Origin of the sequence: Bowmanella denitrificans, assembly GCF_039522935.1 — a bacterium.
GTDB classification, from domain to species: Bacteria; Pseudomonadota; Gammaproteobacteria; order Enterobacterales; family Alteromonadaceae; genus Bowmanella; species Bowmanella denitrificans.
In genome coordinates, this window is record NZ_BAAAEI010000024.1 from 34,600 (window position 1) to 46,832 (window position 12,233).

General features: G+C 52.8%; 12 protein-coding genes. 7 read left to right on the plus strand and 5 right to left on the minus strand.

Features of this window, described 5'->3' with window-relative positions; genetic code table 11:
- Positions 1-24: 24 nt before the first annotated feature.
- On the minus strand, positions 25-1,233 hold the full coding sequence (locus ABD028_RS19820) for a multidrug effflux MFS transporter (protein WP_343847189.1): 1,209 nt from the start codon (positions 1,231-1,233) through the stop codon (positions 25-27).
- Between the two features lie 94 nt (positions 1,234-1,327).
- Here ABD028_RS19820 and ABD028_RS19825 point away from each other — a divergent pair, with 94 nt between their 5' ends.
- Positions 1,328-2,218: a LysR family transcriptional regulator gene (locus tag ABD028_RS19825; RefSeq protein WP_343847190.1), complete on the plus strand. Its 891-nt coding sequence runs from the start codon at positions 1,328-1,330 to the stop codon at positions 2,216-2,218.
- On the opposite strand, the gene ABD028_RS19830 is transcribed toward ABD028_RS19825, so the two are convergent.
- From ABD028_RS19830 to ABD028_RS19845, 4 genes are all read right to left on the minus strand, one after another.
- The gene (locus ABD028_RS19830) at positions 2,215-3,381 is read right to left on the minus strand and encodes a heme biosynthesis HemY N-terminal domain-containing protein (RefSeq protein WP_343847191.1); all 1,167 of its coding nucleotides are present in this window, start codon (positions 3,379-3,381) and stop codon (positions 2,215-2,217) included. The genes ABD028_RS19825 and ABD028_RS19830 overlap by 4 nt on opposite strands.
- Positions 3,378-5,252, minus strand: coding sequence for a uroporphyrinogen-III C-methyltransferase (locus ABD028_RS19835; protein ID WP_343847192.1), 1,875 nt, complete (start codon positions 5,250-5,252; stop codon positions 3,378-3,380). Before ABD028_RS19835 ends, ABD028_RS19830 begins: the two co-directional genes overlap by 4 nt.
- Positions 5,245-6,180, minus strand: coding sequence for a hydroxymethylbilane synthase (hemC, locus tag ABD028_RS19840; protein ID WP_343847193.1), 936 nt, complete (start codon positions 6,178-6,180; stop codon positions 5,245-5,247). The genes ABD028_RS19835 and hemC overlap by 8 nt, the downstream gene beginning before the upstream one ends.
- Before the next feature lie 198 nt (positions 6,181-6,378).
- Complete coding sequence (locus tag ABD028_RS19845) at positions 6,379-7,047, minus strand: alpha/beta hydrolase (RefSeq protein ID WP_343847194.1); 669 nt, start codon at positions 7,045-7,047, stop codon at positions 6,379-6,381.
- A 102-nt stretch (positions 7,048-7,149) separates the two neighbouring features.
- On the opposite strand from ABD028_RS19845, the gene gmk reads away from it, so the two are divergent.
- The 6 genes from gmk (at position 7,150) to ABD028_RS19875 (ending at position 12,230) form a co-directional block, all read left to right on the plus strand.
- The gene (gmk, locus tag ABD028_RS19850; protein WP_425427705.1) at positions 7,150-7,782 is read left to right on the plus strand and encodes a guanylate kinase; all 633 of its coding nucleotides are present in this window, start codon (positions 7,150-7,152) and stop codon (positions 7,780-7,782) included.
- Between the two features lie 97 nt (positions 7,783-7,879).
- Complete coding sequence (gene rpoZ / locus ABD028_RS19855; RefSeq protein WP_102797596.1) at positions 7,880-8,155, plus strand: DNA-directed RNA polymerase subunit omega; 276 nt, start codon at positions 7,880-7,882, stop codon at positions 8,153-8,155.
- A gap of 119 nt (positions 8,156-8,274) precedes the next feature.
- Positions 8,275-10,395, plus strand: coding sequence for a bifunctional GTP diphosphokinase/guanosine-3',5'-bis pyrophosphate 3'-pyrophosphohydrolase (spoT, locus tag ABD028_RS19860; RefSeq protein ID WP_102797597.1), 2,121 nt, complete (start codon positions 8,275-8,277; stop codon positions 10,393-10,395).
- An 11-nt stretch (positions 10,396-10,406) separates the two neighbouring features.
- A complete protein-coding gene (locus ABD028_RS19865) occupies positions 10,407-10,793 on the plus strand; it encodes a RidA family protein (protein ID WP_343847195.1) in 387 nt (128 codons plus the stop codon).
- Between the two features lie 4 nt (positions 10,794-10,797).
- On the plus strand, positions 10,798-11,541 hold the full coding sequence (gene trmH, locus ABD028_RS19870) for a tRNA (guanosine(18)-2'-O)-methyltransferase TrmH (protein ID WP_343847196.1): 744 nt from the start codon (positions 10,798-10,800) through the stop codon (positions 11,539-11,541).
- A 56-nt stretch (positions 11,542-11,597) separates the two neighbouring features.
- Positions 11,598-12,230, plus strand: coding sequence for a peroxiredoxin-like family protein (locus tag ABD028_RS19875; RefSeq protein ID WP_343847197.1), 633 nt, complete (start codon positions 11,598-11,600; stop codon positions 12,228-12,230).
- Positions 12,231-12,233: the final 3 nt, after the last annotated feature.

Genomic DNA, 12,233 nt, shown 5'->3' on the forward strand with positions numbered 1-12,233 from the left:
GCAATCGACAGAAAATTGGCGGCCTCAGACCGCCTGAACGGGTTGGCTGCGGCGGCCTAGCAGCGTACTTATTGTTTGTACCAGTACTGCGGCCATCACCGCACCTAACATCAGAACCGCAAATGGCAACGCCGTACCATCATGAAATACCGCCAGTAACGGCCCCGTCAGCGCACCACTACCAAATCGCAGTGTACCTATTACGGCGGTGGCCGTACCGGTATGATGCGGAAACGCAATAAGGATCAGGGCATCGGAATTGACCGCGGTCAGACTCAAGCCAGCCATCAAAGGCAAGATGCAGGCGACCGTTGCATACAGTCCCAATCCGAGCATATTAACGGTGACCAGGCTCAGAGCAGAAACCAATGCCAGACTCAGGGCCGCAATCAACATAGTTTTGGTGCCCAATCGGCCAACCAGACGACTATTCACAAAGTTACCGCCAATCAGGGCGATTACATTGGCAGCGAACAGAATGCCAAACATTTCCTTGGATACACCATATACGTCCATATACACCACAGGCACCGCGGTCAGATAGGCAAAGAACGCAAACGAGGCAAACATCGACGTGGCGATATAGGGCTGTGCCTTTCTGTTGCCCAGCACTTCAACATAGCTGGCAAAGAACAACCGGCTCCAGGAGCCGCTGCGTTGCCGCGTGGCCACCTCAGGTAGCCATTTAAACGAAGGTAACAGTAGCAGCACGGCATACACCGCTAAAGCGGCAAAGATCGCCCGCCAGTCGAACCAGTGCATGATCAAACTGCCAATACTGGGCGCTACCAATGGCGCGATCATCATAATCATCGACACATAGGACATGCCCTTGGCGGTATTTTCACCATAAATATGCCTTACAATGCCAGGCACCACCACGGCAGCTGCACCACCAGCCATAGCTTGCAGGGTACGCAACACCCAGAACATTTCCATACTGGAGGTGAAGCACAGCGCGATACTGGCTGCGCAAAAGCCCCCCAGTCCAATCAACGCCAGGGGACGACGGCCGACAATATCGGCAATTGGACCACAAACCAACATAGACAAGGCAAACCCGGCCAGATAGGTACTAAGGGATACCTGTACCAGGGCGATATCGCTGTTAAGACTTTGCGCTATCACGCCAAAAGCAGGCAGATACATATCAATGGCTAAGGGGGTGACCGCGGTAATGGATGCCAGCAGTAAAATAATCCAACCGGCCGTTTTAGTGGTGTTTGTATGCATGAATTCCTCCGTCTGCATATATTAGGGCAGACAAGCTCATGCCTCCAATGCATAATCCGTATAGGTGATATGCAATTTATTAATACATTAAGCGATGATCGATCTCAATTTATTACCCGCCCTGCATAGCCTGCTGCGCGAAAGGCATGTCAGCCGGGCCGCCCAACAATGCCATCTGAGTCAGTCAGCCATGAGCCGGATTCTGGCTAAACTGCGCCAGCAATTTGGCGATGAATTATTGGTCAGGGCCGGTAACGATTATCAACTGACCCCCAAGGCCATTGAAATTGAGCAGCAGCTTAACGAATTGCTGCCGGCCATTCAGCAGTTGGGGCGGGCCAGCTTTTTTTCACCCACCACGGCCACACAAACCGTGCGCATTGCCAGTACAGATATGGATGTATTGCTTTTGGCTGATCAGATTCAACATATCCAGATCGAAGCGCCAAATCTGGTACTTTCATTCAGCCAGAAAGGCCCTGCGTTTTTCGATCAGTTGATTGCCGGTGATCTGGATTTTGCCATGACCCCTATGGACACCAGCCGCAGCGGATTGCATCGGCAGTTGATTAGAAGTGATGGCTTTGTAGCGGTATTGGAACAAAGCAGTTCACTGACCGAAAACAGTCTGGACCTGGACACTTACCTTGCCCATCGTCATGGTGTGTTTAATGTTACCGAGAGTCTGGTAGGGCGGGTTGATTCTGCCCTGGCCAGTATAGGTAAGGCCAGAAATGTTACTTTGCGGCTGCCTACTTTCAGCCAGATCCCTCCCTTGCTGAAAGGCTCTCCGCTTATCTTCACCCTACCTGAGAGCTTCGCCCACTACCTGGCCTCGCGCTATCCCATCAAGATCCTGCCGCTACCTTTCTATATTGAACCGATGAACGCATATCTCTACTGGCACCATAGATTGCACCAAAGTACTCTGCACCGCTGGCTTAGAGACAGGCTATTGGCGAAGGATACCTCTCATTCCGACTAAGGATGTAACTGCAGGCTTTGCTTATAAAGTGCCAGAGCCTGTTTATTATCCTGCTGAGCTTCTTTAATTTCTGCCAGGGCCAGCAGGTCATCCTGACTGCTGCGGATACTAAGCGCTTTCGTCAGGGCTTTTTCTGCCAGGCTAAAGTCCCTGGTGTGTTTGGCCAGATGCCCCAGGGCCGACAGCAATTCGGCATTCTGCTCATCCTTCTTCAGCCATTCTTCCAGTTTGCGCATGGCCGCGACCGGATTGCTACTGCGTAGCTTTTTAAACAACGGCAGCAATAACGGGTGTGGACCTTGTTTTTGCCCTTCCACCAGCACCTGTTCGGCGTCTTGGTGCATACCTTGTTCCATCAGCTGCTCAGCATAGGCAGCCTGATGCGCCGGGTCCTGCCGCTTGGCTCTGGGCAACCCCTGCCAGTTAAGCTTAAGCTGATTAGCCCCTTCCTTGCTAGCAATCTCGGCGAAGACCCCCTGTGCGGCCTGACGCATCCAGAAGTCGTATTTCTCCAGGCCCAGGGTTTTCTTCCAGCCTTTCAACCTGTCCTGCAGTTCATGCCAACGACCAGCATGCGCCAGTGCCTTGGCCCACAGCAGCGCCACCCTGGGGTGTTGCTGGTGTTTTTCCGACAAGGCTTCCAGTAATTGCAGGGCCTCAGCGGCTTGCTGCTGCTGAATTTCCAGTTTGACCAGATGCAAGGTGGCGGCCAGTTCACTGGCTGGAAACGCTCGCGCCTGCATCCATAGCTCGCGGGCTTTATCCCATTGCTTACGCTTGGCAGCTGCCTGGGCAGAGGCTAGCAAATCCAGGCCGTTAAATGCGGCGCTGTCCACTCTGCTAAGTTGTTTTTCTGCTTCCTGGTAATTAGCTTCCTCCAGCGCCACCAAACCTCGGGTAAAGGCCTTTTGCCGCTTACGCTCGCTCCAGCCACCTAACCAGCGTCTGGAACCGGTGAGCAGGGTCAGCAAACGTTTGACCAGCCATTCGAGCAGCAGAAATGCCACTATGCCAAAAAGCAAGGTGAGACCGAGTGAAATTACACTCATCTCAATGGTCCACTGGTCAAGGGCAATCAATACATAACCTTTCTGACCAGCCAGCATAGGACCGGCCACCAAACCGGTTAACAGAATGACAATCAGCAGGGCAAAGCGGATCATGATTGCTTACCTGAAAATGCGCCAGCGACTCTGTCTTCCAGCATTTGTTCCAGGGGCTTAGCAGCTTGCAGTCGTTCTGGCAGTGCCAGCTCAATATCGGTTTGATGCAGCTGTTGCAACGCCTGCGCGAATGCAGCTACGCGGTTGTCCTGCTGGGCAAAATAAAATGCTAACAGTGTCTGCGCCTGCTCAATGGCCTGACGATATTGCTGACTTTGTTCCCGCGTAACAGCTTGCTGTGCCAGCATCAGGTAATGACGCAATTGTTCTTTGACGAGCCACTGCTGTTTATCGCTCAATAATGGCCGGGTTTCTGCATCACGCCTGCGTATTGTAATAAAGTCATCCACCAGTGCCCGCCAACTACGTTGCAGGTTTGCCTGCCAGTCCGCCACATCGTCTGACAAAGCTTGATTTGCCGGATTATCGCCATCCACTTCTGGCAGAACCACCATATCCAGAGGTAAAGCATCGACACCCGCCATCAATGCGCCAAGCTCAAGGCTGATTTTGATGGGTGTTTCAGTGTCCAGTTGCTTAACACTTTGCATATCATTGGCCAGTAACTGGCGCACCGGCAATAAGCTGGGGTCAGCTAAATCGGCCAGCCTGGCATCAGCATTCTGCAACAGCAATAGTGCAGTTTTTGCGTCTTTTTCCAACCATAACTTACGCCCCGCCATACGCACCAGATAATCGGCTTCGGCCAGTAACCAGTCGCTGGGGCGACGTCCGGTCATATCCTGCAGACTTTGATGATTAGCCAGAATCTGTTGTTCCAGTAAGCGTTGTTTTTCCTGGATAGGCTGCAGACTCTGCTGACGTTGCTGGCTGATATTCTGCAAACCTGCGTCCAGCTTCTGCTGCAGGGCGCTTTCCTGGCGGCTGACCATTTGGTTGGCTTCCTGTAACAGGCGCTGTTCATTCTGCTGTTGCCCCTGTTGTTGCTGCCACAACCAATAGCCACCGGCTGCCACTACCAGCACCAACAGCAGATTCAATAAGGTCATCAACCACAATGCCGCTGTGGCCGGGCGACTGTTTGCAGGCGTTTTCTTGTCCGGCGCCTTGGGTACGGATGGCGAAGAGGTTGGCTTTACAGGCACTTCTGTTGATTTTTGCTGGGCGTCAGCCATAGCATGTTGCTCCATAAACTGTCTGGCGGCTTGGATCAGCGCCTCATCCGAGGCATTGCGGCTTAAAGACACTTGCCGTATACCTTTGTCCCTGGCCTTATCCTGTAAGCGGGGGCTGACCAGGATCCAGGGAACAGCACGAAGCCAATCCGGCTCCAATTGCGCAAAGGCGGCCTCTAATAGCTCGCCACTTGTGGCCATAATGCATTGTATTTCATGTTTTTGCCATGCCTGGGTAGGCACCGGGTCCTTTACCTGCACCCGTTGGTAAAGTGCTACGCTTTGCACCTCTGCGCCCCGTTCGGTCAGGGTATCGGCGATTAACTCACGCCCCCCCTGACCTTTCACCAGAAGCACCTGAAGACTGTTGACAACCTTCAGTTCGGCAAGGGCAAGTAAACCTTCTGAATCTTCCTGTTCGGGAAACTGCACCTGTAACCCACCGGCCAACAGTTTTGCAGCCGTACTTTGCCCAACAGCAAAGTAACTGACATGCTGCGGCCATGCTTTGCCCTGCATGGCTTGCAGGGCTAGTTCTGCCGCTGAGGTACTGACAAACAGCACTTTGCTCTGTGCAGCCAGTGTGCTGAGGCATTCGGCAAAGGCCGATATCTGCGCGCGGTCGGGGGCAATATCAATCAGCGGCAACCCCACGGTGGCAACACCGGCATCATTCAGCGCCTTGCTACTGGCCTGACATTTGCCCTCAGGGCGCAGTAACAGAAATTTAGCCATGGGGGTGATACAGCGCCTGAAGAATCTCACGCGCGCCCTTGCTCAGCAGTTCCTCAGCCAGCGCCTTGCCCATGGCTTGCGCTTCGTCACGATGGCCCCGCATTTCTCCCTGGATGATTTGCGAGCCGTCCAGCGCACCAACCAAACCACGTAACCACAACTGCTCACCCTGCAATTCGGCAAAACTGCCAATGGGCACCTGGCAGCCCCCCTGTAAAGTTGCATTCAAGGCCCGTTCTGCCGCGACTCTGGTGGCGGTATCGGCATGATTTAATGGCGCCAGCAAAGCAATCAGCTCGGCATCATCATTGCGACATTCAATCCCCACGGCCCCCTGCCCCACCGCAGGCAGAGATTGGCCGGCATCGATACGATGGCGAATACGCGGTTGCATACCCAAGCGGATTAAGCCGGCGGCAGCCAGAATAATGGCATCGTAGTCACCATTATCCAGCTTGGCCAGACGGGTATTAACGTTGCCACGTAGGTCACGTATCTGCAAATCCGGGCGCCTGGCTTTTAGCTGACACTGACGCCGCAAACTGGATGTGCCCACCACGGCCCCCTGAGGCAATTCATCCAGGTGACTGAATTGATTAGATACAAAGGCATCAAGTGGATCTTCACGCTGACAAATAGCATGCAGGCCAAAGCCCTCAGGAAATTCTACCGGCACATCTTTCATAGAGTGCACGGCAATATCTGCACGGCCTTCCTGCATCGCCACTTCCAGTTCCTTGATAAACAAGCCCTTACCACCAATTTTGGCCAAGGGTGTATCCAGGATCCTATCGCCCTGGGTGGTCATAGGCACCAGTTCCACCTGCAAACCGGGATGCGCTTTGATCAGTGCATCTTGGACGAATTCAGCCTGCCAGAGGGCCAGGGCACTTTTACGGGTAGCGATACGAATCACTCTGGATGTCATAGCTTGCCTTTACTGCATGGCGCCACTGCGCCGCCGGATAGATGGCAGAATAATACCATTGACCCGGCATGTTTGGCACTGATGTGGGTCAACCGGAACCGACTAATAATTGGCTATCGCCAGGTTGAAAACAAATCCTGGCTGGCAATCAGTGTAGGACAGCGCTTGCCAGCCAACCAGTTGTTACTGGCGCACAGACTAGCCGAAGCGTTTAACCAGCCACTGGGAAACTTCCTGAATTTCTTCCAGGCACACATTGTGTTGCATCGGGTAATCACGCCACTTTGCCGGATATCCCAAACTCTCAAGCAAAGAAAAAGCTGATTTGCCCAGCGCACAGGGTACCACTTCGTCGTACAACCCATGAGCCACCAGGATCGGCGTATCCTGATTGGCGGGATGGCGCTGTTCGGCCAGTTTTTCCGGCTGGCACATATAAGTGGACAACGCCAGAATGCCAGCCAGTTTATGCTCAAAACGTAGCCCGAGGTGATAGGCGATCACCCCACCCTGAGAAAATCCGGCCAGCAAAATACGTTCTGATGGGATGCCCCTGGCCATTTCCGCTTCCACCAGTTCTCTGACCAGGGCCATGGATTCCGTTACCCCTTCCACATCGGCACGGTTTTCAAAATCCAGTGACTTAATGTCATACCAGGCGCGCATTTCCATGCCATTGTTGATAGTGACCGGGCGCACCGGCGCATGGGGGAAAACAAAGCGGACATTCAGACTCTGAGGCAACTTAAGTTCCGGCACGATAGGGGCAAAACCATTGCCTGAATCACCAAGGCCATGTAACCAGATCACCACGGCATCAGCCTTGCCCGTGGGATTAACCTCAACAAACGGAAGAGTCGAACTCATTTTGTGCTCCTTGTCACCGGTTTGCCGTCACTACGGCTATTGGTTTGATATGCATGTAAAAACTTATGCTAACATTGCTTTTTTACCGCCTCACGAGTTTTTATCAGCATGGCCTCTGGAAACCTGTTTATTCTTGCCGCCCCCTCGGGTGCGGGCAAATCCAGTTTGATCAAAGCCTTGCTGGAGCGTCACCAGGACGGCTCCATGCAGGTCTCGGTGTCCCATACCACTCGCCAGCCCAGGCCGGGCGAGCAAAATGGCGTGCATTATCACTTTGTCAGCAAGGCAGAGTTCGAGCAGCTTATTGCCCAGAACGCCTTTTTTGAATGGGCGGAAGTGTTCGGCAATTATTACGGCACATCCAAACAGGCCATTGCAGACACTCTGCAACAGGGTATAGATGTCTTTTTGGATATTGACTGGCAGGGTGCCCGTCAGGTGAAAAAACTGATGCCACAGACAGCCACCGTTTTTATTGCGCCGCCTTCCCGTGATGAGTTGCTGCGCCGTTTGCAAGGTCGTGGCCAGGATAGCGCCGACGTTATTGCCGATCGCATGGACAAAGCGCGGGCGGAGATTTCCCACTACCATGAATTTGACTATATTGTGGTCAATGATGATTTCGCTACTGCGCTGGCAGAAGTTGAGGCGCTGGTTATCAGCCATCGTCTGCAGCAAACCAAGCAGGCCAGCCGCCATAGCAGACTCTTTGCCGAGCTGTTGAAACAAGACTGAATTTAAGCGAGCATTGTTTAAGCTTTGACCTTTCCATTGGTCGCAAATCCCGGTAAACTACGCGACCTTTTTCGAATCATGCCTGACGGAGTGTTAAATGGCCCGTGTAACCGTAGAAGATGCAGTAGAACAGATTGGCAATCGTTTTGACCTGGTGCTGGTCGCCGCTCGTCGGGCGCGCCAACTGGCCACTGAAGGCAAAGACGCCAGAGTTGAGTGGGAAAACGACAAACCCACAGTAGTCGCCCTGCGCGAAATTGAAAAAGGCCTGGTCACTGCCGACAGCATGGACGCCGATGAAATGCGTTCACAGGAAGAGCAGGAGCGCGCCGAGTTTGCTTCTGTGGCCAATATCCTGGCCGGTCATCAGTAAAACCTGTACGGAACGTTAATCGTCAGGACAGATTAGTCCGATTAGCGTTCCGCCGTTGGCTTCCAGTCAAAATCTCCGTATTCTATTTCTAACACTCACCAAATCGAATTAACGCCAACGTGTATCTGTTTGAAGGCCTGAAACAAAAAGTCTCAGAATACCTGCCCGCCGAGCAGGTGTCAGATATACAGCGTGCCTATGTGGTGGCTCGTGATGCCCACGACGGCCAGATGCGTTCCAGCGGCGATCCTTATATCACCCACCCGGTGGCCGTGGCTGGTATTCTGGCCGATATGCGTCTGGATCATGAAACACTGATGTCTGCACTGCTGCATGACACCATCGAAGACACCCATGTCTCCAAACAGGATCTGATCGACCACTTCGGTGAATCCGTGGCGGATTTGGTGGAAGGGGTCAGCAAACTGGACAAGATCCAGTTTCGCAGTAAGAAAGAAGCACAGGCCGAAAACTTCCGTAAAATGATCATGGCCATGACCCAGGATATCCGGGTCATACTGATAAAATTGGCGGACCGCACTCATAATATGCGCACGCTGGGCTCGTTGCGGCCCGACAAGCGCCGTCGCATCGCGCTGGAAACGTTGGAAATCTATGCCCCAATTGCCCATCGTCTGGGTATTCACGATATTAAAAACGAGCTGGAAGACCTTGGCTTTCAGGCCATGTATCCAATGCGCTACCGGGCACTGAAATCGGCAGTGAAGTTGGCCCGTGGCAACCGCAAGGAAATTATCGAAAATACTCAGGGTGAAATTGAATCCCGCCTGCAGGAAAGCGGCATTCAGTCAGAAGTAAAGGGGCGGGAAAAACATCTGTACTCCATCTACCGTAAAATGAAGAACAAGGAATTGTTGTTCAATGAAGTGATGGACATCTACGCCTTTCGGCTGATTGTTGACAATATTGACAACTGTTACCGGGCACTGGGTTCGATGCATGGTCTGTACAAACCCATCGAAGGACGATTCAAAGATTATATTGCCATTCCCCGCACCAACGGCTACCAGTCTTTACACACCTCACTGGTGGGGCCCCATGGTATTCCGGTAGAAATCCAGATCCGTACCCCTGAAATGGACCATATGGCCGATAAAGGGGTGGCAGCCCACTGGCTGTACAAGGAACCCGGGGATGCCAAAGGCACAACCGCCCAGGTCAGAGCCAGGAAATGGATGCATTCCCTGCTGGAGTTACAGCACAGTGCCAGCTCCTCCGTTGAATTTATCGAAAACGTTAAAACCGATTTGTTTCCGGAAGAGATCTACGTATTTACCCCGGATGGCCGCATTATTGAATTACCAATGGGCGCGACTGCGGTGGATTTTGCCTATGCCGTGCATTCAGATATCGGTAATTCCTGTGTCGGTGTGCGGGTCGACAGACGCAATTATTCCCTTAACCGACCACTGGAAAACGGCCAGTCAGTGGAAATTATCACGTCCCCCCGGGCTAAGCCCAATGCTAGCTGGCTGAATTTTGTGGTGAGTGCCAAAGCACGTTCCTATATACGCCAGTATCTGAAAAAGCAGCGCTCGGAAGAAGCTATCAATATGGGTAGCAGGCTGCTGCGCCATGCCTTGGGCAGTGTCAAACTGGACGATATTCCACAGCAGGATATCGACAGGGTGGTGAAAGAAACCAAACACGACAACTTTTATTCGCTGTTGGCAGATATTGGCCTGGGTAATGAGTTGTCGGCCATAGTCGCCCGCCGCTTATTAGGGGATAACGATCCTGATACCGCGGATAAGAGTCGTAAAGTGGCAATCAAAGGCACAGAAGGATTACTGGTCAGCTATGGTCGCTGTTGTCATCCCATCCCTGGGGACGATATTATCGCCATGCTCAGCCCTGGCCGCGGCATGGTGATCCACCAAAGTGGCTGTCGTAATATACGCAAGCTGACGCGTGAAGAACCGCATCGGGTATTGCCAATGAACTGGGAAGCCGATGCACAGGGTGAATTCAAGGCGTCCGTAAGGGTTGAACTGGTGAACCGCCAGGGTACACTGGCCAAACTGACTAACGCTATTGCCGCGGCAGACGCGGATGTCATCAGTCTGCAAACAGAAGAAAAAGAAAGTAACATTTACTATATTGATTTGGAGCTTACGACCAGCAACCGTATACATCTGGCAAATATCATGCGCAAAATCCGCACCATGCCGGAAGTACAAAAAGTCTCTCGTCATAGCCAATCGAAGCAAAATTCCTAAGGAAACCTTTTATGTCTAAGTCCGTTATTCACACTGACAGGGCCCCCAAAGCTATTGGTACTTACAGCCAGGCCGTTAAGTCAGGTACTACTGTTTACCTGTCCGGCCAAATCCCGCTGGTACCGGAAACCATGGAGATGGTTTCTGAGGACTTCGAAGCCCAGGCCCGTCAGGTATTTGAAAATGTTAAAGCCGTCTGTGAAGCAGCCGGTGGCAGTACTAACGATTTGACCAAGGTGAATATTTTCCTCACCGACCTGTCCAACTTTGCCAAGGTCAACGAGATCATGAGTCAGTATTTTAAACAGCCCTACCCGGCTCGCGCAGCCATCGGCGTAAAAGAACTGCCCAAAGGTTCACAGATTGAGATCGACGGTATTATGGAGTTGCCGGAATAATCCGGTGACACCGAATCGTTATCGGCGCATCCGCCATATGCTGGGGCTGCGCCAACCTGATCTGGCGGTCTGCCTGGAGAAGGTTCACAAGCCGCACAATCTGGCGGCCATGATGCGCAACTGCGATGCCACGGGTGTACACCACCTGCATGCCATCTGGGCCACCAAACACCAAATTCGGCGCGGCACGGCAGTAGGTAGTCAGAACTGGCTTAAACTGCATTCCCACAAAACCAGCGCCGATGCTATTGGCCAGTTTAAAGCACAAGGCATGCAGCTTCTGGTTACGCATTTATCTGACAAAGCAGTGGACTTTCGTCAGGTGGATTACACCAGGCCCACCGCCATTCTGTTTGGCCAGGAACGCACCGGCGCCAGTGAAGAAGCCATTGCCGCGGCGGATCAGGAAATCATTATCCCAATGCTGGGTATGGTGCAGTCGCTGAATGTATCGGTAGCAGGCTCACTTATTCTGTATGAGGCGCAGCGGCAACGTCAGCAGGCCGGGTTGTTTGCCACTCCGAGGCTGGATGAAGCCGAATGCCAGCGTATTTTATTCGAAGGAGGCTATCCCAAGCTTGCCTATCTGTGCCGGATTAAAGGCCTGGATTACCCGCATATTGACGATGAGGGGCAAATACAGGCTGATGCTGACTGGTGGCAGATCATGCAACAGGATGGTCGCGTGGCGTTACAGGAAGCCCCGCAAATTCTGAGTGGCTGGCAACGGAAAATGCTCGGCAATTGAAATTAATCCTTGCGCAGGCAGGTCCAATGGGGCGCGAATATTAATATGGAGCCCCTATGCGATTACGACAGCTATTTGTTCTGCTACTGATTGTCAGCAGCCCGCTTTATGCCCTGGACAGAACCCAGGTGGCAGACAGCCCGGAAAACGTCACCCCACTGCTGAACGGCCAGCAAATCCCCGATGTCAGCCTGCAGACCCCACAAGGTAAAAACGTCAGACTGCGCGACCTGGTGGCAGCTAAACCCACCGTGATGCTGTTTTACCGCGGCGGCTGGTGTCCTTACTGCAATGCGCAGTTAGCCGGCTTTCAGGATGTGGAGAAGCAGCTCAGCGCATTAGGCTATCAGGTACTGGCGGTATCACCTGACTCACCCGCGCGCTTAAATGAACAGAAGTTTGACACCGACTATCAGGTGAAACTGCTGGCGGATCCGGGGCTGGACGCCGTCAGAGCCTTCGGTCTGGCGTTTTATCTACCCGATGATGTCACTGCCAAGTACCGGGACTGGAAAGGCAATATCTTCCCAACCCTACCCGGCGATGACCGCATTGTACTGCCGGTTCCTGCCGCTTATGTGCTGGATCAGCAGGGTATTATTCAGTTCCAGTATGTGAATCCCAACTACAAGGTACGAGTCGACCCACAGTTGATGTATCATGCCGCCAAACAGGCGATAAAAAAATAATGG